Genomic DNA, 25,706 nt, shown 5'->3' on the forward strand with positions numbered 1-25,706 from the left:
AAACAGGACTGTAAAATTAATTATAGTCCTGTTCTTTATAATTTATTAAATAATTTTAATATTTCGACATAGCTTCTTTAGCCCAAGCTACCAACAATTCTCTTTCTGATTTTGATAATTCTCCGTGCATATTTTCGTAAGAATTTAAAGGCATTTTACCTTCTTCTACTTCCTCTTCTACCTCGTGTAATTTATGTTTTTTCTTTTTTGCGTCGTAGGTATCCCAAGCAGAAAAATTTAAGTGTTCTTTTCCTTCTTCTACATGATGATTGATCCAAAAAGAAACAGGAGCAATCTTTGCATACCATGGATAGGTGGTTTTGTTAGAATGGCAATCAAAACACTGTGATGTTAAGATAGCCTGTATTTCTTGATTTGGTTTTGTTTCGTTGATAAAAGCAGATACTTCATGTGTTACTGCTTCATTTTTCCTACCTCCAAAAAACTGCATCACTACCAAAACAATTACAATTCCGAGGAATATTTTTTTTACCATATCTTGTTAAAATTTAATTTCTAAAGTCCCGTAAAAATAACGTGGTTCCGCTGGAATAATACCCGGTCCAGGATACCCCGTTGCTCTGCGTGTAAAATAACTGTTGTCTAAGATATTATTAATTCCGGTTTCTACTAAAAAATGTTTCGAAAATTTATATGACAAAGAAACATCTAAAATGTTATAAGCAGGGATAGATCCTGCAATACTGTTGTTATTGTTGGGATTGTAAGGAGCATTGGTAACGTCTGTAAATTGGTCACCTATATATGTATACTGTACATTTCCTAACAAGTTTTTCCAACCAAAACTTGCTCCTGTTTTTAAGTTGATTGCAGGAATAAACTCTACCTCATTACCGGCAACACCATTCTCTTCAGATTCAAGATACACAGACTTGGTTACAGCAAAATTGCTATAAACATCTAGCTTTAAATCATCGGCATTTTTAAAATACGTTTCTTTTATATTCCACTGCAACAACGATTCTAATCCATAAATAAAGGCCGTTCCTATGTTTTTTCGAACCCATTGTGCTCTGTAGGGAGGTTCATTACTAAACACTTGCCCTATTCTGTTTCCGTAATACAAAGTAAATGCACTTACATCGTAAGAAAAAGCTTTTTTTACCTTTCCGCGTACTCCTACATCAGCTGTAAATCCCGTTTCATCAGTAATGTTTTCATCAATTACAAAAGAAGGGTTAACTGTTCTAATATCAGAGAATGTTACAGAACGGTAGTTTTGTGAAATATTGGCATAACTTTCAAAGGTACGATTGGGTTTGTAGCTTAATCCTAGCCCTAAGAGCACAAAGTTTCTGACAAAGCTATTGTTATCATCAACAAATTCTGAGAGTTGAGGGTTGTTTCGATTGTAAACAAAATAATATCCTTCGGATTTTGTATTGATGTGTTCGAAACGAAAACCAGGGGTGATACTAAAATGTTTGTTGATGTTAAAAATATGTTCTCCAAATAAGGATGCGTTAAAGTTCGGGAACTCAAAATCATTTTGATTTGGATACTGTTCTGCATTATCATCAAAAGTAAAATCGGCATCGGTTCCTTTGCTTCCAGCACCTTGACGTTGACTGTTGTTGGCTTTGTATATTTTACCTCCAATTAAATAGTAATTGGTTTTGTTTCCTAATGTATAACTAGATAAAAAACGAGTTTCTATTCCGTAATTTTTAAAATCTCCTACAATTAAATCTCTGTTAAACACATAGGTACCATCAGTATTTTGTTCATCTCCATTAACATTAAATAAATTTGGTGCAATTAAATTAGGATTTCCTCTAAATCCAACTGCTTTTCTAGAAGCATCTAAAGCAAATAAGCTTACGGTTAATTTAGAAACATCCGTTAATTGTTGTTCTAGCTTAAAGTTGTACAATTTCCAATCCACATCAAACCAATTACGTTTTAAATAACTTTGAGTTGGATCTTCTAAAAATTGTACATCGGACAATCCCCCAGGTTGATGAGCGGTGTAATCAAAAGAGGAAATTTCGAAACTAGCTTTGGTATTTGGGTTGAATTGATATCCAATGTGTGCGAAAAAGTTTGTGGATTCGTAATCGGAATTCGGACGGAATCCATTTCCTTGTTTTCCGTTGTAATACGCATAATAACTCAGCTTATCAACCGTTCCGCTCAGTGAGGTGAAATTTGCCAAAGTACCAAAAGAAGCTACTGTGTTTCTTGTTACAAATTCAATCGTTTTTTCTGATGGTTTTTTAGTAATAAAGTTAATCAATCCACCAAACTGCGTTCCGTATTGCAAAGAAGCTGCTCCTCGGATTACTTGTATTTGCGCTAAAGATTCGCTTGGAGGAGTGTAGTAACTTTCCGGGTAACCTAGTACATCGGCACTAATATCATAGTCGTTTTGACGGGTGTTAAAATTGGCCGTACGATTAGGGTCTAGCCCTCTTCCCCCAATATTTAACTGCAAACCACCATCGTTACTATCGTAAATATTCAGACCGGATACTTTAGAAAAAATTTGTCTAGGATTGTTGTTGGCTTTGTTACCACTTACCAAATCTAGGTTTACTACTTCTGTTTTTTTACCTGCATAAATGTGAGTTCCTTCTACAGGTTTTAACGTTGTTAATCCGTAGTTAATTCTTTTTTTAGCATTCAACACCACAGCAGACAGCTGTTCTTTAATAGGCTGCAATACAACAATGTGTTGTAGTTTTTTTGTTCTTCCAATTTCCTGAGTGATGGGTTCAAATCCATAACAAAAAAAGGTATAAGATTCGTTGGTTTTTGGAGTTTCAATTTTTAAGAACCCTTCTTTATTGGTAGTTCCAACATAGAGACTAGCCCCTTTAATTATTTGTACTCCAACAATAGGTTTTTTAGTTTCAGCATGGATTACTTTGAATCTTGATTGAGCAAATCCAAGTTGAATAAACAAACAAAAAAACAATCCTAATTTAAAATCCTTTAATCTCATCATTTAAGGGTAAAATCCATGTTTTATTATAAAAACTTTCTTCTTCTTTGTACAGGTCAATTTTTGGATTGATAAATAACTGATTTAACCTTCCGTTTAAAGCCACATAACTCTCCACAAAAATTTGTATGTTTTGATGTCCTTGACTTTTAAAGTGATCGCCTAACTTATGAGCGTATTCCAATATAAAATCGGGCTGAAAACTCATTTGTTTGATTTGAAAAGACGTTAAAAAATCAGAATTTTTTACATAAAACTTCTTTCCTGTTATACTGTCTTTAACCGTAAAAGTAGTGTGTCCTGCTTTTTCCATTAACATCACTCGCCAAGAAAATCGAAACCCTTGCTCGTGCCAAAAAAGCTCGCCTGGGTAACATAAATTTCTGAACGGCAAAAGTAATTGAATTACAAAAAATAGACTAATTATAAATAGTATATTTTTCGGCTTTTTATAAAGGTATCTGTCTGACTTACAAACGGTATTCTTTAGGTTGATTTTAAACAGATTTTTAAGTACTTCTATAAATTTTATATGCCATTTACTGTCAAAAAAAATGAGTGTGGCACAAATCATAATATAGGGAAACATGCCTATGTTAAAAAGAATTCTGGTAAATACATGAAACACCACAACTGCTACAAAAGCATAGGGTCTTGTTTTTTTATACCATAATAAAAATGGAACGGACAAATCGTACACAGCACCACTCCAACTCATGGTAAAATGAAACCAAGTTTGATTCATAAACTGTCCTATAATTGGTAAATCTGTTTTAGAAGACAACCATATTTTTAAAGGTTGTGCTCTTAGTAACCAATCAGAATTTAGTTTTGCTAAGCCTGCGTAGAAATAAACAGTGGCTAGTAAGAATTTTATACTGTCTACTGTCCAACTAGGTACGTGTACATAAAATTTTTTTTTACAAAACGCATCTACGGAAAAAGTAGCATGTAAAGGCAAAAAACACAGTAAAAAACTAAGAATACTTACAAAATAATAATGATTGAGGTAAGTAGTTTTGTCTATCAGTTCGATGTAAGTAAAACTTAAAAAAAAGAGTGTCATAAACAAGCGATACTTGAATCCTGCAATAATACAAATACAAGAAATGATGGCAATCCCAAATAAAATATAGGTATATTCTCTCCATGTTTTTATCCATTCAAAGCCATAGTAGGTAAAATGCCATTTAGGCAAAATATAAAATTGCTCTACCCACCCCATGGCTATAAAACGAATCAAACTGATAAGCATCAAAAACCCAAACAGAATACGAAAAGCAGCTAAAGTAGCTGCTTTTGTTTGACTGTTTTGTATATAGTTTTTTAGAATACTCATGGTTTAATCTCCATCAGAATCTGCATAATCTATGGTTACTCCCATTGCCTCTAAAGCATTGGTTTTTATCAACACTACATAGTCTTGAATTACATTAAAAGTTGTAATCATTTTACTGGGATCTTGTTCAGTTTGTACAACAAAATCATCATTTAATGTAGCTACTGTGTTTTGTATACTCGCAAAATTTTTTACCACTTGATCCGTTAGTTTTACATCTTCATTTTTACTAGACACATATACTTCCGCATCTAAATAGTCTAAATAATCATCCAATCCTTCTTTGTTGGTTGTTCCATCATAAGAAATACCCTTGTAAAAATTTTGTACAGCCTTAAAAGCTTCATTAAAATAAATCTTAGAGTTTTCAGAACTATAATAAGCTTCTACTGCAAATTTATTTTTGATTCCATCTCTTTTTCCTGAAGCATTAGAAATTTTATTCTCTCTAAACCCTTGTTCTACATAATTGATGTAGTCATTTACCATTTTATCAAAAGAAGCCGAACTAGAAGAACCACTGTTAGCAATAATTTTATCAGCATTATTAGTCCAATAATTATAGGCTCCGTTAGACAATGTTACCATTCTATCAACAATCTTGGTCATGTAGGTTTTGTAATTTGCTGCTGTAGTGGGATCGATATATTTTTGTAATATATTCTCGCTATTAATTAAGTAATCTAAAGCAGGAAATCCTTGCTCATCAATAGTTCCAGAAGTATTTTTAAAATCTAAGTTGTTTATTGTCTCTGGTGTTCCGTTCAAATTCTCTTCTAAAGTACGATCGTCTTCATTGGAATTTGGAAATGGATTTGTGCTTGTCTCTCTATCAATAGGATATGTATTCATATAAATACGTGTTCCATTTTGATTACTACCATTTGCCTCTGCTTGCAACTCGAACATTGCTACGTGTTGCCATACTTTTTGAGCTTGGAATAACGCTTCTTGCAACTCAGTTTGTGTTGTTGTTGTTGGATTGGAAACAAAACGATTTTCCTTGATTTTTAAATCTTCTATTTTAGATTTAAAATCTGTAAAAGCAGGTAAAACCAGGTTGTTTACCCAGTTTTCTAAAATCAACGCTCTGTTAAATTCATCTGTTTTTTGTGTGGTTCCATTGTTTTCTTTTACACAAGAAACCAAACTAACAGAAAGTACTAAAAGACCAATAATTTTTTTCATTAGAATACTTAACTTAAATGAGTGGCAAAAATATAGAAAATTGAGACAGGTGTATTTGTTGTTTACACCTTGTCTCAATTTAGAATGTGTTTGCTTATTATTATTGATTTACTTGTGCTAAAGTAAAATCGTATTTGGCAACAATATCGTTAGACAATTCTTCTAACTTTTCTGCCGTTAAATCGTAAAATCCGTTTTCGCTTCCGTACAATTTGTTTAACAATGCATCTACTTCAGCTTTAGTAAAATAAGAAGCATTGGTTTCAATATTGTAGGTAAATTGTAATGAGTAAATAAACCCATATCCTTCAGATAGTGCGTGGAAAGCAGCTCTTGGGTCTTCACTATCAATAGTTTCTTTTGCTTTTTGCAAGTAGTAAATTCCTCTTGCAGCAGGTATTTTAGACAATTGGTATCTTAATACTTCTACAGCAGCATCTCTTACTTCATATTCTTTAGCTACCACAGCAGCTCTACCAATAATGAATGCTTTTTTTACATTCTCTGCAATATCAGAAAAATAAGTCTGGTTTTGAATTTCCTCTAGATATTTACCTAACAATCTATCGTTTTCTCCTGCTCCGTAAACATAACCATAAGCTTCATCAAAGTGATGTTCCATGGTGGTATAATTTTTTCCTTCTGCCAAAGTTTCACCATCATTTGCTGTTTTAAAAGCGTTGGTTCCATCAAAGTCATCATCTAATCTGTTAAAGTAGTGATTCAATGCTTGATCCATTGCCAAAGCCCCTATCAGTCCTTTATAAAATGCTTGGTTATATTCTAATCCTTTCTCGTTAAAGTAGCGTTTTCCATCATAAATACCTGCTTCTCCTTGCTTTGCCTCGTTATTTTTGGCACTTTCTAAAACAGCAATCTGGTTGGTTAAATAGCCATCAAAATCTGCTTTAATTGCATCTGCATCCGCCTGATTGTTTGCAAACAACCCGACAGAAGCTGCTACTTTACTTCGTACGTTTTTAGAACCATTCAAATCTGCGTTGTTAAATCCAGTTGCCTGGTTAAAACGGTTGGTGAAATCTTCCTGTGTAGGTATGTCCGAAACGTTGGTTAACAAATCACCTATTTCATTTACTTGTAACAAACGAGTGGTTTGCCCTGAATAACTTACGGTTGTTTCGTTATTTCTTGAAAACTCATAATTGGATGGAACACTGATCCCAGAAAAATCAATATCTTCAATGTTTTTGTTATAATTGATGATGTTTTTGATGTTATCATCATCTGAACAAGAAGTGAATGCCACTCCAGCTCCTACCAACATCCCTAAGGTAAGTTTCGAAATTCTCATTGCTTTTTTATTTAGACTTGTTTTTAATTATTTCGGATACAAATATACAGACCAAATCTAAATAAGCAAATATTATTTTAATTTATTATAAATAAAACCTAAAAAATAACTAAAAAATTTGCAAAGCTACATTATAAGCACTTTCAAAACGGAGGCTATTAACTCCTGTACTTACTTTTTGTTGTGTAAAGTAAGACAACATTTTTTCTGTAGGCATATTTCCGGTTAGAGCATCTGTAGCCATAGGGCAGCCCCCATATCCTTTAATAGCACCATCAAATCTTGTACAACCACTTTGGTATGCAGCAGCTATTTTTTCGTACCATTGATGGGGTGTAGTATGCAAATGAGCTCCCAACTCTATTTGAGGATATGCTGGTATAAGGTGTGAAAACAAATATCGTATAACTTCGGGGGTAGAAGAACCTACGGTATCTGATAAAGACAAAATCTGTACTCCAATACCTGCCAATTTTTCTACCCACTGCCCTACTATTTCTACGTTCCAAGGATCTCCATACGGATTTCCAAACCCCATACTTAAGTACGTAACCACTTGTTTGTTATGCTTGTGTGCTATTTCAATAATTTCTTTTAATAGCTCAAAACTCTGAGCAATGGTTTTGTTGGTATTCCTTACTTGAAAAATTTCAGAAATAGAAAAAGGATAACCTAAATAAGTTATTTCTTCAAAGACACAAGCATCTTTTGCCCCACGAGCATTGGCCACAATGGCTAATAATTTACTTTGCGTAATATCTAATTCCAATTTGTTCAACACTTTGGCAGTATCTGCCATTTGGGGAATAGCTTTGGGAGATACAAAACTTCCAAAATCAACCGTATCAAAACCACATTGTAAAATGGCATTGATGTATTTAGCCTTGAGATCTGTGGGAATAAAAGTTTTGATTCCTTGCATGGCATCTCTAGGACATTCTATAATTTTTACGGGTTGGGGTTGCTGTAACATAATTTCAAAGATAGCAACAATCTTAAATTGTCTGACCAAAAGAAATTCCTATTTTTAAACGAAAGCATATTACTATGAAAATTTTTACTAGCAAACAAATCAAAGAATTAGATCAACAAACAATAACAGAACAAAAAATTTCTTCCTTAGAATTAATGGAGCGTGCTGCCCAAAAGTGTACACGCTGGCTTAGCAACCACTTTTCTACTCACACCCATTTTACTTTATTCTGTGGCCTAGGAAACAATGGCGATGATGGTTTAGCAATAGCGCGAATGCTAATAAAAAAACACTATAAAATAGCTGTCTATGTAGTACAATATGACAACAAAACTAGTAAAGATTTTAAATCTAATTTGGATTTGCTAGCAAAATCAACCCAAGTACATTACTTACAATCAAAAGAAGATTTTCCTTGTATTGCTGCCCATTCTGTAATTATAGATAGTGTTTTAGGTGTAGGGTTAAACAGACCTTTAAGTGGTGTTTGTAAATATCTGATTGATTTTATCAATTCGCTAAAAAACATCAAAATAGCTATTGATATTCCTACAGGATTGCCTAGCGAAATAGCCGGATTCCATCAAGAAAACACCATTTTAAAAGCCGATTATACTTTAACTTTTGAGCAACCTAAACTATCGTTTTTACTTCCTGAAACCGGAAGCTATGTGGGTCAATGGAAATTATTATCCATTAATTTATCTAAAAAACATAAAGAAAAACTTGCTACAGATTTTTTCTATTTACAGGCCAAAGACTTGATTCCTATTGTAAAAAAGAGAGCCGCTTTTTCTCACAAAGGTACGTACGGACATACAGAACTTATAGGAGGTAGTTTAGGAAAAATGGGAGCTATTGTACTAGCAACAAAAGCTAGTTTAAAAATAGGAGCTGGACTTGCTACAGCACACACTCCGTTTTGCGGAATGCAAATTCTACAAATTTCCGTGCCTGAAGCCATGTGGACAGGTACTGCTGATTGTGAGTTTTATTTAGCTGGTGTTTACAAGAATCAAAAGAAAACGATTGGAATTGGACCTGGCATGGGAACTCATCCAGATACGGAGTCTTTTTTACTTTCCGTACTACAAACAAATCAAAAACCTATGGTACTAGATGCTGATGCCCTAAATATCCTTGCTAAAAACAAAAATTGGATTTCTCTAATTCCTAAAGGAAGTATACTAACACCGCACCCCAAAGAGTTCGAAAGGTTGGTGGGAAACTTTAATAGTGATTATGAAAAAAAACAGCTCTTAGTAGAGTTTGCGAAAAAGAACCAATGTATTGTAGTGTTAAAAGGAGCTTATACGGCTATTGGTAATACGGATGGAACCATATACTTTAACAGTACCGGAAATGCTGGAATGGCAACAGGAGGCAGTGGTGATGTTCTAACAGGAATGATTACAGGGTTGTTGGCTCAAAACTACTCGCCTTTACATGCTGCAATGATTGGAGTTTATATACATGGTCTGGCGGGAGATTTGGCAATTAAGGAACAAGGAATGTTATCCATAACAGCTACTGATTTAGTAAAGTATATTGAAAAAGCAACTTTGCATATCTAATCGTTTATTGTACTTTAGTGAGCAAATTTATAAACCATGAATATCAACGACAAATCGAATCCAACCCCTTATGTGCCCACCCCCCAAAGGTACCAAGAAATGCAATACAATCGTTGTGGAAACAGTGGCGTTTTATTGCCTAAAATTTCTTTAGGATTGTGGCATAACTTCGGTTTTTACGACTCTTTTGAAAACGCAAGAAACATCTTAAAAAAAGCGTTTGATTTAGGAATTACTCACTTAGATTTAGCCAACAATTACGGTCCTCCTTACGGAAGTGCCGAAGAAAATTTTGGTCGCATCTTAAAAAAAGATTTTGCCAATTACAGAGATGAACTATTTATAGCCTCAAAAGCAGGGTACGACATGTGGCCTGGTCCTTATGGAAATCATGGTTCTAAAAAATACTTAGTTGCTAGTCTTGATCAGAGTTTACAACGCATGGGCTTAGATTATGTAGATGTGTTTTATCACCACAGACCCGATACCGAAACTCCTTTAGAAGAAACCATGGCTGCTTTGGATTTAATGGTTAGACAAGGAAAAACTTTATACATCGGTTTGTCTAACTACAGCCACGAGGAAACCTTAAACGCTCATAAAATTTTAAAAGACTTAGGCACTCCGTGTTTAATCCATCAATCTAAATACTCTATGTTTGAGCGTAGTAGAGAAAAAACGTTGTTCCCAACCTTGTTAAATGAAAAAATAGGTTCTATTGTGTTTTCTCCTTTGGCACAGGGAATGTTAACTGATAAGTATATTGATGGAATTCCAGCCAACTCTAGAGCAGGAAAAGACAAAACGTACTTACAAACCGATACTGTAACTCAAAACTTAGAAAAAATAAAACAACTGCACGAATTGGCAGTATCCAGAGGTCAAAAATTATCACAGATGGCCATTGCGTGGATTTTAACACAACCTGCTATTACTTCTGTTTTGGTAGGAGCTAGCAGTCCTGAACAATTACAGGAAAATATAAAAGCTACAGAAAACACTCTTTTTTCTGAAGAAGAATTGGCTAAGATTGATCAAATTTTAAGCTAAAAACAAAGAGGAAGCATCACCAAAAATGCTTCCTCTTTTGCTAAAAAAAGGAAAGTAAACTTATCTACTTACTCCCCTTTTACAAAAAACTAACTTAATCTATAACTTTATCAGTTGTTCTACCGAAATTTCATTTCCTCCTGAAAACAACGCTATATAATTTCCACTAGATAAATGAGACATATTTAATACAGGATTTTCTTTAGAAACTTGCATTGTAGCTACCCATTGTCCTGTAGTAGCAAATAATCTTACCTCTAATTCTTGGTAATCTACCTGAAAATCTACCGTATATTTTCCTTCCGATGGATTGGGATACAATCTCATTTTTTTATTCTTATAATTGGTTAATACCGACAAAGACAATTCGTCAGTTCCGAAAGCTCCATCATAATTAGGAAGCTCTTCGGTACTAAACCACAAAGATCTATGTGGATGCCCCCCATTACGTTCATGATCGAACCAAAGCGGTTTTACATTTTTAAACTCCTTTACAAAATCAACTCCTTTGGCTTTTAGTTCTTTTACAACATCCGAATTGGTATTGGCTAAGTTGTTCGTTTCTCCTGGATCCGTTTCTATGTTGTACAATTCCCACTTAGAGTTCTTCGATCTTTTTACAGCTTTGTAAGGATTGGAATTAATAGCAACTGCATGAAAACTAAATAAAGGTCTAAGCACGTAAATTGGATCATTATTCGGTCTTATCTGCTTATTATCCAAAACCTTATCCATAAAAGACAGTCCATCCAATTTTTTGGTTGATGGAACTGAAGCACCAGCCAAATCGACCAGTGTTGGATACAGGTCCAAAGAACTAATTTGGTATTTGTATTTTTTAGGTGATTTGATTTTGTTAGGCCAATGAATAAAAAACGGCACTCGGTGTCCTCCTTCAAAAACACTACCTTTTAACGCATACAATGGATGATTTACAGCACCTTTACTGTATGTATATCCTCCATTATCACTTAAAAAAACAATCATTGTATTGTCAAAAACTTTTTGATCTTTTTTTAACTCTGCTACAATTCTACCAATATTCTTATCCATATTGCTTACCATTGTGGCATATACAATTCTGCTTTCGGTAAATTTATCTAACAAGTGTTCTCTATAATCAGCTACTTTTTCTTCTTTTTCAGAGGATGAAAGACTATTATAGTCGTAGTCTTTTACTTTTTTCAGCTCTCTTTCTACTTTATCCAATTCGTAAGCTCCTGACTCCTTTAAATAATCACTATTTCTAACCAAAGATTCAAAATTTGGATTTTCTTCTTTAAACTGAGCAATCTCTTCAGCAGGTGCTTGCAAAGGTGTGTGCGGTGCATTGTAAGCTACATACATAAAAAAGGGGTCTGATTTTGTTTTGTTTTCTGCAATGTAGTTAATGGCTTCATCTGTTAGAATATCTGTTAAATACTCATCTTGATTGAATTCGTCCTTTGCAACATAATCACGTTGTCTTTGCAATGGGTCTTGATATTCATTTGTAACGGGATTACTCCCTCCTAACCTTCTGTAATACAAATCTTCATATTCACGTTCAAAATATGCTTTTCCACCACCTAAGAATCCAAAAAAGTAATCAAAACCTCTGTCTAAAGGTTGGTATTTTCCTTGAGTAAATCCCAAATGCCATTTTCCAAAAGCAGCTGTATGATAGTTGTTTTGCTGTAGTATTTTTGGAAAATAAGTCTCCTCTAATGGAATTCCTAAAGAAGTATTAATATCATTGGGTAAATTGTACTGTACTCCTATTCTACTTGGTTGAACACCTGTCATTAAAGCAGCCCTACTAGGCCCACAAAAAGGATGAGCAACATGACCGTTGGTACAAATAATTCCGTTGTTTGCTAATTGATCTAGCTCAGGTGTGGGAATAACTCCCTTTTCTGCTGGAAAATTAGCATCTCTATTAAAACCAACATCTGCATAACCTAAATCATCAGCTACAATAACAATAATGTTAGGACGACTTCCTTTGGTGCTTTGGGCATTATATTGACCTACAACCGTCAATAAAAAAATAAAGAACAAATATTTTTTACACATATTTACTAAGTAATAGTTTGTATTAATTATAAAAATGACAGTATCAGTATCATTTTTTTACAAAATTAACAAGCACACCAAAACCAACACAGCACTATATTGACTACAAACAAGCAACAAGCTACATTCTTAATAGTTCCATTTAACCTTAGGTTTATCTTAGCCATGTGTTTCTTAAAAAAATAGTGTCATTGCATTTAACTAAAATTAAAACGTAAAATTTGCCATCTCCTTAACAATACGGTATTTTTGTGCTATGATAACAAAAGACACCATTGTTGCTTTAGCAACTGCATCAGGTGTAGGAGCAATAGCCGTAATACGTATTTCTGGACCCGATGCTATAACAATTGCAGACCAATGTTTTGAATCTATCAAAACTGACAAAAAATTAATAAATCAGCAAAGCCATACTTTGCATTTGGGACATTTTAAAGACGAAAAACACACTATTGACCAAGTATTGGTGTCTGTTTTTAAAAATCCACACTCGTATACGGGAGAAGACACCGTAGAAATTTCTTGTCACGGTTCTATTTATATTCAACAAGAGATTTTACAAGTTTTGCTGCAAAAAGGAGCTAGAATGGCCGATGCAGGAGAGTATACTTTAAGAGCTTTTATTAACGGTAAATTAGACTTATCTCAGGCTGAAGCTGTAGCAGACCTAATTGCTTCAGACTCTAAAGCTTCTCATCAATTAGCGATGCAGCAAATGAGAGGAGGTTTTTCTAATGAAATTCAAAAACTACGAAATGAATTGGTAAATTTTGCCTCTCTAGTTGCTTTAGAATTAGATTTTTCTGAAGAAGATGTAGAGTTTGCAGACCGTTCAGAATTCAAAAAATTGATTGCTAAAATTCAACTTACTCTTAAACGGCTGATTGATTCTTTTGCTGTAGGAAATGTAATTAAAAATGGAGTTCCAGTAGCTATTGTAGGAGAACCCAACGTAGGAAAATCTACCCTTCTAAATGCTTTATTAAACGAAGAACGTGCCATTGTATCGGACATTGCAGGTACTACTAGAGACACTATAGAGGACGAAATTATTATTGATGGAGTTACTTATCGATTTATAGATACTGCTGGAATTAGAAACACCAAAGATGTGGTAGAAAGCATTGGTATTCAGAAAACATTTGAAAAAATTCAGCAAGCTCAGGTTGTCATTTACTTGCTAGATACTCAAAAATTTGCTGCACAAAGTAGTGTATTAAAGTTAGAAATTAAGGTAATACAAAACAAGTTTCCGCAAAAACAATTGATTGTAATAGGAAATAAAGCAGACACCATTAGCCAAACACAAAAACAAGCTTTAAAAAAAGAAATCCCCGAATTGATTACCATCTCTGCTAAAGAGAAAGCCGGTATAGAAACACTAACCAATGAACTAACAAAACTAGTTAACATTGGAGCATTGAACAATAGTGATACCATTGTTACCAACTCTAGACACTACGATGCTTTGTTAAAAGCTCTGAACGAAATTAACAAAGTAGCAGAGGGATTGGAAGGTAATATTTCTGGAGATTTGCTTTCTATAGATATTAGAGAAGCTTTGTACTATTTTGGCTTAATTACTGGTGAAATCACTACAGACGACTTGTTAGGAAATATTTTCGCAAATTTTTGTATTGGAAAATAGGACTGTCCAACAAAGGAAAACAAAAAACTATGAAACGCTAACAAACAGTGTTTTATAAAAAAACAGTTTGACAATTCTTTTCTCTTAAAATACTCTTGTTGGTAGTATTGGTACAGTAAAAGTACACCTCACTACTACTTTGTTTTCAAAAGATGTACAAATAAAAAAGGCAACATTATGTAAGATTGCAAAACGTTTTTAATTCCAAATCTTACAAAAGATAAATATGTGCACATGCATCATGAAAATGTTTTGTGCATATATAGCACATGTATAATGATTAGGTTTGTGTCTAAAAAGTTGTTTTATGTCTTTTAAGATAAAAGAATTTCCAAAATTAAAAGGACGTGTAATAAGTTGTACACATCAAACCTCTAAACATATTTTAGAAGGTAAACTGGTCTCTGCTGCTCAGTTCGAAGAATTTTTAAAAACAGATTATAAAACCAAGTATGGAGAAGAACCTTTGTATGCCACCATAGAAAGTATCCATTATACCTCTGAGCGATATGGTGCCATTAACGTTTCTATTTTTTGGGAGTTTTTAATTGATGAAGTTTACGTTAGTTCTTTTACTATAGACAGTCCCAATTATACACACAAACCAATTCCTATGGCTCAAAATTTTAGATTTGAAAGATATGAGGAAGAAAATGAATACTAAAACTTAAGTAGATTGCTAACATCCATTGAGCTTTGTATAAGAACTTGTGAAAATTAAAAAATTGCCGTTTCACCTTTACCTTCTCGGATAATTTCAGGTTCAGAACCACTTACATCTATAACCGTAGAGGCTACATTGTCTCCATATCCTCCATCAACAACTACATCTACCAAATGTTCCCATTTTTCATAAATAAGTTCTGGATCGGTAGTGTATTCTATAACTTCATCGTCATCTTTTATAGAAGTCGATGCAATAGGGCTCCCCAACAATCTTACAATCTCTCTTGTTATATTGTTGTCAGGAATACGAATTCCCACGGTCTTACGCTTTTTAAAAGCTTTGGGTAAATTATTTATAGCAGGCAAAACAAAGGTATAGGGCCCAGGTAAGCTTCTTTTTAACAACTTAAAAGTACTATTGTCTATAGGTTTTACGTAATCCGACAAATGACTAAGGTCATTACATACAAAAGAAAAGGTATTTTTTTCTAGCTTAATTCCTTTAATTTTGGCCAATCGTTCCATTGCTTTGTAATTAGAAATATCACACCCCAATGTATATACCGTGTCCGAAGGGTATATAATTAGTCCCCCTTCTCGTAATACTTTTACCACTTTTTGTAGTTCCCTTTCGTTAGGATTTTCTGGATATATTTTAATCAATTCAGCCATATTACATTGGTCGTTATTTTTTAGAAAAAATTACGATTCTGAATATTTTTCCATTTCAGCATCATAAAATTCAGAAGCTTCTTCTATAAACTGAGCTACTTGTATAGACAACTCTTCCTCATCGGCACCTTCTAAATCATCCCAAAGCTCAATTTCATCATCTTTTAAATTGATGATAAACCTTGGAAAATCTGTATGTATAACAAAAATATCTTCTGGGTTGTTGGTGTTATCCCCTAATAAAAATCTTGGTAATTCCATTTTAATCTTTTGTTTGATTTGACAAAATTAATCTTTTTGTGAGTTGTTGAAACCTAAAATACAATAATATTGATGCCACTGTAAGACCAATCAATAAACCAAGCCAAATTCCGTAAGTTCCCAAATCTGTTTTAATGCTTAGATAATAACAAAAAGGAAAACCAACTACCCAATAAGCAAAAAACACCATCCACATAGGAACTACCATATCTTGCAAACCACGTAAAGCCCCAATTACCACTACTTGTATTCCATCTGAAATTTGAAACAAACCTGCTACTATTAATAATTTTGCAGCAATATTCACCACTTCTTTATCTTCTATATACACCCACGGCAAATAAGTTCTTAAGCTCATAAACCCTATGGCTGCAATAATGGCAATAATAATCATTAAAAAAAGAGTTGATAAAGCTATTCTTTTTAGATTTATATAATCTTTTAACCCCTTTTGATTCCCGACTCTAATAGTAGCTGTAACACTCATTCCTGTTGCAATCATAAAGGTCATGGTAGATAAGTTTAGTGCAATCTGATTGGCCGCTTGTGCTTGTGTTCCCAACAAACCTGCTAACAAAACACTTGAAGCAAAAATACTTACTTCAAAAAACATCTGAAACGCAGCTGGATACCCTAATTTTAAGATTTGTACAACACGTTTTTTCTCTAAATGAAACCATGAAACAGCAAGTCTGTACGGAGCAAAAGCTTTATTTTTTGCGATGTAATATAAAAGAATGAATATCATTAAAACACGTGAAATTAATGTTCCGTAAGCAGCACCATCGATTCCTAATTTTGGGGCTCCCCATTTTCCATAAATCAACAAGTAGTTTAGCAATACATTGATGGAATTGGCCACCAAAATAGCAATCATCGCATATTTGGTTTGGCTCAAACCATCTGTAAATTGTTTAATAGCTTGAAAAATTAATAGTGGAATCATAGAGTATGCAATGATTTTGTAATAAGGCAAAGCCAAAATCACTACTTCTTCAGGCTGATTCATTTGATGCATATATTCTTGAATTGCAAGTAAAATTAGAGTTAATACAATTCCCAAAAGAGTAGACAACACCACTCCATGCTGATAATTTTTCTTACCCTCTAAGTAATTTTTAGCACCGTCTGACTCTGCAATTAAGGGAGTAATTGCAAAAGAAAATCCAATTCCAAGCCCCATTAAAATAAAAAAGATAGAATTAGCTAAAGAAACTGCTGCCAAAGCAGGGGCTCCTAACTCTCCTACCATAATGTTATCTGCAAAACCTACCAATACATTTCCCAACTGCCCTAGCATTACAGGAATTGCAATAGTAATATTGGTTTTAAACTCCCTTGTATACTGCCTTAAATCCATGGTATTCTCCAAATAAAATTCGTGCAAATATACAAACTTAAAACAGCTAAAAGGGGAATATCAACTGGCTTCTACGTATTTAACATTTGCTTAAAAATCATCCTATTTTTGTTCCATTAGGTACTTTTCTTTCTGGATGAATTAAAATCACGTCTTTATCTGTTCCTAATCCTCCCATTACCAAACATTCACTCATCATATTGGCAATTTGTTTGGGCGGAAAGTTAACCACAGCAACCACTTGTTTTCCTATCAATTCTTCTGGCTGATACAATTGTGTTATTTGTGCCGATGTTTTTTTAATTCCTAACGCTCCAAAATCTACTCGTAATTTGTAGGCTGGATTTCTTACTTCTTTAAAAACTTCTGCACTAACAATCGTTCCGATTCTCATGTCTACTTTAGAAAAATCACTCCAAGTTATCTCATTCATTTTTTAGGGGTTTTATATACTTTTTTTAGATTTAACAAGTTTGTTGGATTGGTCGTTAATCCTTTAACATTTTGATGTTTAAAACGAATAATTTCATCATAAAACAAAGGAACAACAGGCACATCTTCCAAAATAATACGATCCATTTTTTTATAAATTTCCACTCTTTTTTCAGGGTTTGTGGTCGCCATTGCTTTTTCGTACAACTTATCGTAGTCTTTGTTACTGTAGTGAGCGTAATTGGGGCCTTGTGGAGCCATATTTTTACTGTAAAAAAGTGATAAAAAATTTTCTGCATCAGGATAATCAGCAATCCACCCAACTCTAAAGGAAGGTAATTTTCCGTTGGCTTTTTTTTGTCTTAGTACAGGTGATGGTAAAACTTCCAATACAACCTGCAATCCTATTCCCTGCAATTCTCTTTGTACAAACTCAAACAAATCTGTATAACTAGAATTGGTACTAATAGTTATTTTTGGATGTAAATCTCCAGTTTCTTTTTTGTAATTTTCCACATGCTGTTTTGCCTTTTCAGGCTGATAGTTATCTATAGTATCTCCGTAATAAGCAGGCAAACCTTTGGGGATAAAACCAGTAGCTGGCTGGCCTATATTGTTTCGTAAATAGCGTAACATTTTGGCTCTATCAAACCCCAATTGCACAGCTTTTCTTATGTCTGGATGATTTTCTACAGTAGCTCCTTCTAAATAAAAAGCGATGTATTCCGTAATTAAATATGGACTTTTATCTAATTGTATTTTTTGATGGTATTTAGGCAATAAGGCTCCATTGGACGATAACAATTCGTCTTTGTAAGATGTGTGTAAATCGTTTAACACGTCTGACTTACCTTGAATAAAATGCATAAATTCCGTTTGTTTGTCTGCAAAAAAAGTAATAGCTACTGCTTCTAAATAAGGCAATTGATTTCCTTTGGTATCTTTCTCAAAATACAAGGGGTTTCTTCTAAAGACTAGCTTGGTATTCTCTACCCACATCTTAAAACTAAAGGGTCCAGTTCCTATAGGATGAGACCTAAAATCAGCACCATAAAAATCTACTGCTTCTTTGGGAACAACAGAACAATATTGCATTGACAATAACCCTAAAAAAGGAGGAAAAGGTTGATGGAGTTCAATGCTAAAAACAGAATCGTTTACTGCCTTAAATTCTTTAACAGATTGCATCACCCATCTACCTGAAGAAGCTACTTTAGGATCCATTAAGCGACGAAAGCTATACTCAAAATCGTGTGCAGTTACTTGCCTAGTACTATCCTTTCCAAAAACTGCATTCTTATGAAAAAACACATCATCCCTAAGGGTAAATTGATACGTTTTATTTTGATTTTCTATTTTCCACGATTTGGCGATACAAGGAAGTACATTCAAAGAATCATCAAAAACAACCAAACCATTAAACAATTGATTGCAAGCCCATACATTGGGTTCGTTTTTTGCAAATGCAGGGTCTAAAGAAGTAATATTGTCTTTTTCATTGTATCTAAAAACTTGCGTATCGTCGTATTTTTGCACCTGTTTTTCACATGCCATTAGCAAGACACTTAATAAGCAAGAAACTATTATTCTTTTCTTCATTATATTAATTTACTAAAAATGAAATCATTATACACATCACTCTCTCAAATCAAGCTTTTATATCGCTAAAAAAACGTATATTTGTGCCCCCGTAAATTTACAAGAATGAGGACGCAAAAAAAAGTCGCTTTTTACACCTTAGGTTGCAAGCTAAATTTTTCTGAAACATCTACCATAGCACGTAATTTTCAAGACGAAGGTTTTGTACGTGTAGATTTTGAAGAATGTGCTGATATATATGTAATTAACACTTGTTCTGTAACAGACAATGCAGACAAACGTTTTAAAACTATAGTAAAAAGTGCTTTAAAACAAAACCAACAGGCTTTTTTAATTGCTGTAGGTTGCTACGCTCAGCTAAAGCCAGAAGAATTGGCTGCGGTTGATGGAGTAGATTTGGTTTTAGGAGCTACAGAAAAATTTAAGGTTACTGATTACATCAACGATTTGTCTAAAAACGACTTAGGAGAAGTACATTCTTGCGAAATTGAAGATGCAGATTTTTATGTTGGTTCCTACTCTATTGGAGACAGAACTCGTGCTTTTTTAAAAGTTCAAGACGGATGTGATTACAAATGTACTTATTGTACTATTCCTTTGGCACGTGGAATTTCTAGAAGTGATACTTTAGAAAATGTACTAAACAATGCTAAAGAAATTTCTGAAAAAGGAATTAAAGAAATTGTACTAACAGGTGTAAACATAGGAGATTATGGAAAAGGAGAATTTGGCAATAAAAAGCACGAACATACTTTTTACGAACTGGTACAAGCACTAGACCAAGTAAAAGGAATTCACAGATTGCGAATTTCATCTATAGAACCCAATTTACTAAAAGATGAAACCATTGATTTTGTAAGTACTTCTCAAAGTTTTGTACCTCACTTTCATATTCCTTTACAAAGTGGTAGCGATGAGGTTCTAAAAAAAATGAAACGTCGTTATTTAAGTAATCTGTATGTAAATAGAGTGCAAAAAATAAAAGAAGTAATGCCCAATGCTTGCATTGGTGTAGATGTAATTGTTGGGTTTCCTGGTGAAACAGATGAATTATTTCTAGAAACCTACCATTTTTTAAACGAACTAGACATCTCTTACTTACATGTATTTACATATTCTGAAAGAGACAATACTGAGGCAGCTGTAATGAAAGATGTAGTTCCTAAAAAAGTAAGAGCCAAAAGAAGTAAAATGCTAAGAGGTTTGTCTGTAAAAAAACGTAGGGCTTTTTACGAATCTCAGCTAGGAACTGATCACACTGTATTGTTTGAAAGCGAAAACAAAGAAGGATACATTCACGGATTTACAGAAAATTACGTCAAAGTAAAAACACCTTGGAATCCTCGTTTGGTTAATGAACTACATCAAGTAACTCTTACTGAAATTGATCAAGATGGTTTGGTTCGTTTTGATTGGATTGACAAACCTGTAGAAAATAACGTAAATTTGAGTGAAATTCTTTAACACTCTCCTTTGAAACAAGCGGTTTACTTTATTCCTGGAATGTCTGCCAGTTCAAAAATTTTTGAACGTATCCATTTGCCTAAACATTTATACGATGTTTATTACTTGGATTGGCTACAACCCCTTGATAGCAAAGAGCCTTTAGCAAAATACATAGATAGATTGCTGCTGCAAATACAGCATCCTAATCCGATTGTTGTGGGGGTTTCTTTTGGAGGAATTATAGCACAAGAAATTGCTTTAAAAATTTCCACCAAACAAGTCATTATCATTTCCAGCATCAAGCATCAACAAGAAAAGCGACCTTTTTTTACGTTTTTAGTCAACACTAAATTGTATAGGTTATACCCGCCTAGCTTGGTTAATTTTTTAGAAAAAACAATCTATTCTTTGAGCTCAAAAAGGATAAGAAAAACTTTAGAAACTTACAGAACATTTTTACCCATCAGAAACACAGTGTATACACGCTGGGCAATACACACCTTTCTTAACTGGAAATGCAAACAATCTGTAAAGCTTATTCACATACACGGCACCAAAGATCCTATTTTGCCACATAAATACTTAAGTGATTTTATCGAGATTAAAAACGGAAGTCACGCTATGATTTTGACAAAAAGCCACACATTACAACAGCTTTTGCTTAATAAAATGGCTTAATTTTTGTAGATTTGTTAGTCTTAAATCTCAACATAAACCACCACTTTTTATGAAAAAAATTCTTTCTGTTTTAGTGTCAAGTCTTGCCATAGTTATTTTGATATCTTGTTTTATCAAAGCAACTCCATCTACCAAAAAAACAGGGGAATCATACATTATAAAAGCAATCAAACATCCTAAAGATTTATGGTTTGCAAATGAAACAGTTCCTGTACATCAACATGATATTAAAGAACGTGTAGATAGAGAATTTTTAGTAAACACATACTGGCAATCTAACGGTTTGTTGCTGATTAAAAGATCTAAAAAGTTCTTTCCTATTATAGAACCGATTTTAAAGAAAAATAATATCCCTGATGATTTTAAATACTTAGCGGTAATAGAAAGTGGCTTGCAAAACGTAACATCACCAGCCGGTGCTAAAGGTTTCTGGCAATTAATGCCGGCCACTGCCAAAGAATATGATTTGGAAGTAAACAGCAATGTAGATGAACGTTATCATTTAGAAAAAGCGACACAAGCCGCTTGTCAATATTTATTAAAAGCCAAAGAAGAGTTTGGAACTTGGACTGCTGCAGCTGCTGCGTATAATGTAGGAATTAACGGCCTAAAAAGAAGGCTTGAAGAACAAAAAGTAAATTCTTATTACGACGTTCTTTTGCCTGATGAAACCTCTAGATATATTCCGAGAATTATTGCTATTAAAGAAATTTTATCAAAGCCTTATGATTATGGATTTATGTTTGATCAAAAAGATTTATACACTTTACCACCACACAAAACTGTTCAGGTAGATACCGTAATTCAAAACATTGCAGATTTTGCTTTGGACTTTGAAACCAATTACAAAGAGTTAAAAATTCTGAATCCTTGGTTAAGAGAAAACAGACTAAACAACGCTTCTAGAAAACTATACGAGATTAAAATACCTACTGAAAAGGCAATTGTCAACAACTAGTAGATTTTAGTATTGAAAACACAACATTTGATCTTTTTTATTATCAAATTAAAGCTATTTGTTATACAAGTCAAATCGTATGTTTTCTATTTTCTGTAGATTAGTAATTAAATTTATCTCAAGTTTTAATTACAATCTAATGAAAAAAACACTATTCTACTTATTACTTACAGCGTTTGCATTTTCATGTAGCAAAAGCAATAATCAAAACACTCCGAAAGTTCAACCAACAGCTGCTCAATTGGTATCTCCTGTAAACAATGAGCCATGCAACCAAGGAAACGTATTAGATGACATCACCAAAAGTGAAGTAACCTTAAGCTGGAACAAATCTAACTTTACAAATTCTTATACTTTGGTTATTACTAACTTGACTACCACTCAATCTAGTCAAGAAAACTACAACACCAACCAGGCTGTAGTAACACTAGACAGAGACACCAGCTATTCTTGGTATGTAATTTCTAGAACCAATGAGAGCGATTTGATTGCTGAAAGTGAACATTGGACTTTTTACAATGCTGCCGAAGGAGAAGTAAACCATGTACCTTACCCGGCCTCTTTAATTAGCCCATTACAAAAGGACACAACAACGTCTAGCAATGTAACTTTTTCTTGGAAAGGAGAAGATAATGACAACGATATTGCCTCTTATGAAATTTACTTAGGGAACGATGAAAACAATCTTGTTTTGCAAGAAACAACAAGTAACCAAACCATTACAATTTCTTTAAACGCAAACACGCACTATTTCTGGAGAGTATATACCAAAGACACTAAAGGAAATATTTCCATTTCTAATCTGTTTGAATTCACCTCAGGTGATTAGTTCTCGTTTTATGAAAGCAAGAATTACAGTTTTATTTGGCCTATATAGTCTGATTAGTTTCTCTCTTTCTGCTCAAGATATTATTGATGTCAACTTTCACATCAAGCATCAAGTAGGAGATGTATCTACTTTTGACAGAGAAAAATACATTATGCTACACGCTAGTATAGACGATAATGAATGGCCCAGTGAAACTTACAAACAAGATTTTTTAGAAAGGTACGATGTATACCTAGGTAGAAATAATGGTTCTTTGCCTTGGTTTTATAGCAATTTAAAAGAAGATCCTAACAAACCTGGATGGCCTGATATTGAACATATTCAATCCGAAGGGCTTAAGGCCATCAACAAATACAAAGCCAATACCTCAGAGCACGCTTACGAAAACAGAATTGCTCATTATATGATGGGAGGTCAAGAAAGTATGTACACCAACTACAAAAGCATTGGTCCCAAAAATGCCAAATGGTACATGGCTAAAGATGGCTACAAACCTTTGGCAGAATACTTTGCCAATTATTTTAAATACTTTTTTGGAAATGGAGGAAACACAGGGCAACCACAACCTACTTATGTAGAGGTAATGAATGAACCTTTTGTAAAAGCGAATAACTTAGGCACCACTCGAGAAAATTTATCTGAAATGTACAGAGTTGTCGCTAAAAGAATTAAAGAACTAAACCCCAATATAAAAGTAGGAGGCTATAGTGCAGCTCATCCAGCCTATGAAGCAGCTGACTTTAACCACTGGAACAAAAACTGGAAAACATTTATAGACATTGCCGGAGAAGAAATGGACTTTTTTTCCTTACACTTGTACGATAACGTTCAACAAGTTCCAGAAGAAGGCCAATACAGAGCTGGTAGCAATGTAGAAGCTATTTTAGACATGGTAGAACATTACCAGATGCTAAAACTAGGAACAATTAAACCTTTTTGCATATCGGAATATGGATGTTTAAATACCGAAGGAGAGCGTTACACCAAAGAAAGAGATTGGAATAATTTGCGTTCTTTTAATACCATGATTATGCAATTATTAGAACGTCCTAATGTAATAGATCAAGCTTTGCCTTTTATGATTCTACAAGCAAATTGGTGGAATCATCCTACTGATTCTAGTATTAAATACGCACATAGATTGTTCAGACAAAAAAAAGAATTGCAAGGTGAAACTGGTGATGAATATGTCTACACAGAGCTAGTTAAGTTTTTTGAATTTTGGCAATCAGTAAAAGGAACTAGGATAGACACCAAAGCCAGCAATTTAGACACACAAGTAGATGCTTATATAAACGGTAATAAAGCTTATTTGATCATCAACAACTTACATCACACAGCACGTACTATTGATATTAATACACAAGGTTTTAATGGTGCTCAAATCACAGAAATTAATGTAAAACATTTACATGCAGAAAACTCTGGAGTTCCTGCTTTGGACACCTACACCACAACTAATAATATCCACAGCTTACAAATTGGTAGGGAAGCAAGTATATTACTAGAATATACGTTTGATAAAAATATTGACATTTCTGAAACCTCGTACGAAAAAAAATACTACGCTACCACCTACAATCAAAAAATTAATACTCAGAAAACTGTTGATTTTTCTATTGTAAATGTAGATGTTAGTTCTGTTTTTGGAGAAGCAACACTACGTTTAGGAGTTGGAAGAGAACACGGAAAATCTTTAAAACCTACGATTACAATCAATGGAAATAATATTGTAGTTCCCCAAAACTGGAGAGGAAATGAACAAAGTGGTAGAGATCAATTTTTTGGAGTGCTAGAAATTTCTGTTCCTTATACCATGCTTCAAGAAAGCAATCAGATTGCTATTACATTTCCAGATCAAGGAGGAACTATTAGCAGTTTAGCTTTACAAGTTCAGTCTTTTGAAAGTGAAATTATCAGAAGTAAAGAAAAAGGAGTTCAAATCAGCAATGATAACTTTACAATTTTAAGTCACGCTGTAAATTGTAAAGGCAATGCTAATGGAAAAGTTGAAATTTTTGCTAAAAAAGAGCTTAACTACACTTTGGTCCTGAATAATAAAACAACATTTAACTTTACTAAATCGTATACTTTAGAAAATTTAACACCAGGAAATTACCAACTTCATATTACAAGTATTGATGCTCCCAGCTTTTCACAAAAATTTCAAATTCATATTGATGAAGCTGAAACATTAAATGTTTCTAACGTAATTCAAAATAGAGCGCTATCTTTATACTTATCGGGTGCCGATACATACAAGATTCATTTTAACGACCAAAGTATACATACAAGTTTAGAAAGCGTAAAACTAACGCTAAAAAATGGAAAAAACATTTTAAAAGTAAAGAGCAACAAAGACTGTCAAGAAACGATTGTAAAAGAATTTTATTTTTCCCCAAGCATAGAAACGATACAAAATCCTTTTGAAAAAGAACTAAAATTGCGATTAATCAACGATTTTAGTCAACATGCAACTATTATAATTCGTAACTTAGCAGGAAGTATCGTTTATCAGAAGTCAGTTTTTATAAAAAATCAGCAACTAGTTGTACCTACCCAAAGCATTGCTTCAGGAATTTATGTAGTTTCTGTAACAACAAATGAAATACAAAGCAATTTTAAGGTTTATAAAAGATAGACTTTAAAACAGGGAGGGAGAAAAAGTATATTACAGAAAAATCCGTTGAAAAATATTCAA

21 protein-coding genes are annotated in these 25,706 nt (G+C 33.5%); 9 read left to right on the top strand and 12 right to left on the bottom strand.

Annotated elements, in window-relative coordinates; genetic code table 11:
- Positions 1–55: 55 nt before the first annotated feature.
- From FS85_RS0108870 to FS85_RS0108895, 6 genes are all read right to left on the bottom strand, one after another.
- Positions 56–496 (bottom strand): heme-binding domain-containing protein, encoded by a 441-nt coding sequence (locus FS85_RS0108870; RefSeq protein WP_010135860.1) that lies wholly within the window; start codon positions 494–496, stop codon positions 56–58.
- A 6-nt stretch (positions 497–502) separates the two neighbouring features.
- Positions 503–2,965, bottom strand: a complete 2,463-nt coding sequence (locus tag FS85_RS0108875) for a TonB-dependent receptor family protein (protein ID WP_010135861.1) — start codon at positions 2,963–2,965, stop codon at positions 503–505.
- Positions 2,946–4,304, bottom strand: coding sequence for an HTTM domain-containing protein (locus tag FS85_RS0108880; protein WP_010135862.1), 1,359 nt, complete (start codon positions 4,302–4,304; stop codon positions 2,946–2,948). The genes FS85_RS0108875 and FS85_RS0108880 overlap by 20 nt, the downstream gene beginning before the upstream one ends.
- Positions 4,305–4,307: 3 nt before the next feature.
- Complete coding sequence (locus FS85_RS0108885; RefSeq protein WP_010135863.1) at positions 4,308–5,492, bottom strand: imelysin family protein; 1,185 nt, start codon at positions 5,490–5,492, stop codon at positions 4,308–4,310.
- A 100-nt stretch (positions 5,493–5,592) separates the two neighbouring features.
- Positions 5,593–6,804, bottom strand: coding sequence for a DUF4856 domain-containing protein (locus tag FS85_RS0108890; RefSeq protein WP_010135864.1), 1,212 nt, complete (start codon positions 6,802–6,804; stop codon positions 5,593–5,595).
- A 109-nt stretch (positions 6,805–6,913) separates the two neighbouring features.
- Positions 6,914–7,777: a hydroxymethylglutaryl-CoA lyase gene (locus FS85_RS0108895; RefSeq protein ID WP_033194660.1), complete on the bottom strand. Its 864-nt coding sequence runs from the start codon at positions 7,775–7,777 to the stop codon at positions 6,914–6,916.
- Between the two features lie 74 nt (positions 7,778–7,851).
- Here FS85_RS0108895 and FS85_RS0108900 point away from each other — a divergent pair, with 74 nt between their 5' ends.
- Positions 7,852–9,351, top strand: coding sequence for a bifunctional ADP-dependent NAD(P)H-hydrate dehydratase/NAD(P)H-hydrate epimerase (locus FS85_RS0108900; RefSeq protein WP_010135866.1), 1,500 nt, complete (start codon positions 7,852–7,854; stop codon positions 9,349–9,351).
- Positions 9,352–9,387: 36 nt separating this feature from the next.
- The gene (locus FS85_RS0108905) at positions 9,388–10,401 is read left to right on the top strand and encodes an aldo/keto reductase (protein ID WP_010135867.1); all 1,014 of its coding nucleotides are present in this window, start codon (positions 9,388–9,390) and stop codon (positions 10,399–10,401) included.
- A 99-nt stretch (positions 10,402–10,500) separates the two neighbouring features.
- Here FS85_RS0108905 and FS85_RS16125 read toward each other — a convergent pair whose 3' ends face one another.
- A complete protein-coding gene (locus tag FS85_RS16125; protein ID WP_010135868.1) occupies positions 10,501–12,456 on the bottom strand; it encodes a sulfatase-like hydrolase/transferase in 1,956 nt (651 codons plus the stop codon).
- A gap of 256 nt (positions 12,457–12,712) precedes the next feature.
- On the opposite strand from FS85_RS16125, the gene mnmE reads away from it, so the two are divergent.
- Both mnmE and FS85_RS0108920 read left to right on the top strand, forming a co-directional pair.
- Complete coding sequence (mnmE, locus tag FS85_RS0108915) at positions 12,713–14,104, top strand: tRNA uridine-5-carboxymethylaminomethyl(34) synthesis GTPase MnmE (RefSeq protein WP_010135869.1); 1,392 nt, start codon at positions 12,713–12,715, stop codon at positions 14,102–14,104.
- A gap of 307 nt (positions 14,105–14,411) precedes the next feature.
- Positions 14,412–14,768 carry a hypothetical protein gene (locus tag FS85_RS0108920; RefSeq protein WP_010135870.1) on the top strand — a complete coding sequence of 119 codons (357 nt, stop codon included), beginning with the start codon at positions 14,412–14,414 and terminating at the stop codon, positions 14,766–14,768.
- Between the two features lie 53 nt (positions 14,769–14,821).
- Here FS85_RS0108920 and FS85_RS0108925 read toward each other — a convergent pair whose 3' ends face one another.
- From FS85_RS0108925 to FS85_RS0108945, 5 genes are all read right to left on the bottom strand, one after another.
- Positions 14,822–15,442 carry an L-threonylcarbamoyladenylate synthase gene (locus FS85_RS0108925; protein ID WP_010135871.1) on the bottom strand — a complete coding sequence of 207 codons (621 nt, stop codon included), beginning with the start codon at positions 15,440–15,442 and terminating at the stop codon, positions 14,822–14,824.
- A gap of 30 nt (positions 15,443–15,472) precedes the next feature.
- Positions 15,473–15,703, bottom strand: a complete 231-nt coding sequence (locus FS85_RS0108930; RefSeq protein ID WP_010135872.1) for a hypothetical protein — start codon at positions 15,701–15,703, stop codon at positions 15,473–15,475.
- Between the two features lies 1 nt (position 15,704).
- The gene (locus FS85_RS0108935) at positions 15,705–17,063 is read right to left on the bottom strand and encodes an MATE family efflux transporter (protein WP_010135873.1); all 1,359 of its coding nucleotides are present in this window, start codon (positions 17,061–17,063) and stop codon (positions 15,705–15,707) included.
- 97 nt (positions 17,064–17,160) lie between these two features.
- On the bottom strand, positions 17,161–17,496 hold the full coding sequence (locus FS85_RS0108940) for a tRNA-binding protein (RefSeq protein ID WP_010135875.1): 336 nt from the start codon (positions 17,494–17,496) through the stop codon (positions 17,161–17,163).
- Positions 17,493–19,094 (bottom strand): ABC transporter substrate-binding protein, encoded by a 1,602-nt coding sequence (locus FS85_RS0108945; protein ID WP_033194661.1) that lies wholly within the window; start codon positions 19,092–19,094, stop codon positions 17,493–17,495. The genes FS85_RS0108940 and FS85_RS0108945 overlap by 4 nt, the downstream gene beginning before the upstream one ends.
- A 105-nt stretch (positions 19,095–19,199) precedes the next feature.
- Here FS85_RS0108945 and mtaB point away from each other — a divergent pair, with 105 nt between their 5' ends.
- The 5 genes from mtaB to FS85_RS0108970 all read left to right on the top strand — a co-directional run bounded on the left by mtaB (position 19,200) and on the right by FS85_RS0108970 (position 25,646).
- The gene (mtaB, locus tag FS85_RS0108950) at positions 19,200–20,558 is read left to right on the top strand and encodes a tRNA (N(6)-L-threonylcarbamoyladenosine(37)-C(2))-methylthiotransferase MtaB (protein ID WP_010135877.1); all 1,359 of its coding nucleotides are present in this window, start codon (positions 19,200–19,202) and stop codon (positions 20,556–20,558) included.
- 9 nt (positions 20,559–20,567) lie between these two features.
- The gene (locus FS85_RS0108955) at positions 20,568–21,218 is read left to right on the top strand and encodes an alpha/beta fold hydrolase (RefSeq protein ID WP_010135878.1); all 651 of its coding nucleotides are present in this window, start codon (positions 20,568–20,570) and stop codon (positions 21,216–21,218) included.
- Between the two features lie 49 nt (positions 21,219–21,267).
- Positions 21,268–22,176 carry a lytic transglycosylase domain-containing protein gene (locus FS85_RS0108960; protein ID WP_010135879.1) on the top strand — a complete coding sequence of 303 codons (909 nt, stop codon included), beginning with the start codon at positions 21,268–21,270 and terminating at the stop codon, positions 22,174–22,176.
- Between the two features lie 139 nt (positions 22,177–22,315).
- On the top strand, positions 22,316–23,005 hold the full coding sequence (locus tag FS85_RS15405; RefSeq protein ID WP_010135880.1) for a fibronectin type III domain-containing protein: 690 nt from the start codon (positions 22,316–22,318) through the stop codon (positions 23,003–23,005).
- Positions 23,006–23,015: 10 nt separating this feature from the next.
- On the top strand, positions 23,016–25,646 hold the full coding sequence (locus FS85_RS0108970; RefSeq protein WP_010135881.1) for a GH39 family glycosyl hydrolase: 2,631 nt from the start codon (positions 23,016–23,018) through the stop codon (positions 25,644–25,646).
- Positions 25,647–25,706 lie beyond the last annotated feature (60 nt).

This window comes from Ochrovirga pacifica (assembly GCF_000220525.1).
In the GTDB taxonomy this organism is placed as follows: Bacteria; Bacteroidota; Bacteroidia; order Flavobacteriales; family Flavobacteriaceae; genus Ochrovirga; species Ochrovirga pacifica.

What these genes read in the sequence shown, in the direction of transcription:
- FS85_RS0108925 (WP_010135871.1), bottom strand. Translation starts at nt 15,442, where the DNA reads ATGGCTGAATTGATTAAAATATATCCAGAAAATCCTAACGAAAGGGAA.
- FS85_RS0108960 (WP_010135879.1), top strand. Translation starts at nt 21,268, where the DNA reads ATGAAAAAAATTCTTTCTGTTTTAGTGTCAAGTCTTGCCATAGTTATT.
- FS85_RS16125 (WP_010135868.1), bottom strand. Translation starts at nt 12,456, where the DNA reads ATGTGTAAAAAATATTTGTTCTTTATTTTTTTATTGACGGTTGTAGGT.
- FS85_RS0108940 (WP_010135875.1), bottom strand. Translation starts at nt 17,496, where the DNA reads ATGAATGAGATAACTTGGAGTGATTTTTCTAAAGTAGACATGAGAATC.
- FS85_RS0108895 (WP_033194660.1), bottom strand. Translation starts at nt 7,777, where the DNA reads ATGTTACAGCAACCCCAACCCGTAAAAATTATAGAATGTCCTAGAGAT.
- FS85_RS0108905 (WP_010135867.1), top strand. Translation starts at nt 9,388, where the DNA reads ATGAATATCAACGACAAATCGAATCCAACCCCTTATGTGCCCACCCCC.
- FS85_RS0108900 (WP_010135866.1), top strand. Translation starts at nt 7,852, where the DNA reads ATGAAAATTTTTACTAGCAAACAAATCAAAGAATTAGATCAACAAACA.
- FS85_RS0108870 (WP_010135860.1), bottom strand. Translation starts at nt 496, where the DNA reads ATGGTAAAAAAAATATTCCTCGGAATTGTAATTGTTTTGGTAGTGATG.
- FS85_RS15405 (WP_010135880.1), top strand. Translation starts at nt 22,316, where the DNA reads ATGAAAAAAACACTATTCTACTTATTACTTACAGCGTTTGCATTTTCA.
- FS85_RS0108880 (WP_010135862.1), bottom strand. Translation starts at nt 4,304, where the DNA reads ATGAGTATTCTAAAAAACTATATACAAAACAGTCAAACAAAAGCAGCT.
- FS85_RS0108970 (WP_010135881.1), top strand. Translation starts at nt 23,016, where the DNA reads ATGAAAGCAAGAATTACAGTTTTATTTGGCCTATATAGTCTGATTAGT.
- mnmE (WP_010135869.1), top strand. Translation starts at nt 12,713, where the DNA reads ATGATAACAAAAGACACCATTGTTGCTTTAGCAACTGCATCAGGTGTA.
- mtaB (WP_010135877.1), top strand. Translation starts at nt 19,200, where the DNA reads ATGAGGACGCAAAAAAAAGTCGCTTTTTACACCTTAGGTTGCAAGCTA.
- FS85_RS0108885 (WP_010135863.1), bottom strand. Translation starts at nt 5,492, where the DNA reads ATGAAAAAAATTATTGGTCTTTTAGTACTTTCTGTTAGTTTGGTTTCT.
- FS85_RS0108890 (WP_010135864.1), bottom strand. Translation starts at nt 6,804, where the DNA reads ATGAGAATTTCGAAACTTACCTTAGGGATGTTGGTAGGAGCTGGAGTG.
- FS85_RS0108930 (WP_010135872.1), bottom strand. Translation starts at nt 15,703, where the DNA reads ATGGAATTACCAAGATTTTTATTAGGGGATAACACCAACAACCCAGAA.
- FS85_RS0108935 (WP_010135873.1), bottom strand. Translation starts at nt 17,063, where the DNA reads ATGGATTTAAGGCAGTATACAAGGGAGTTTAAAACCAATATTACTATT.
- FS85_RS0108920 (WP_010135870.1), top strand. Translation starts at nt 14,412, where the DNA reads ATGTCTTTTAAGATAAAAGAATTTCCAAAATTAAAAGGACGTGTAATA.
- FS85_RS0108875 (WP_010135861.1), bottom strand. Translation starts at nt 2,965, where the DNA reads ATGAGATTAAAGGATTTTAAATTAGGATTGTTTTTTTGTTTGTTTATT.
- FS85_RS0108945 (WP_033194661.1), bottom strand. Translation starts at nt 19,094, where the DNA reads ATGAAGAAAAGAATAATAGTTTCTTGCTTATTAAGTGTCTTGCTAATG.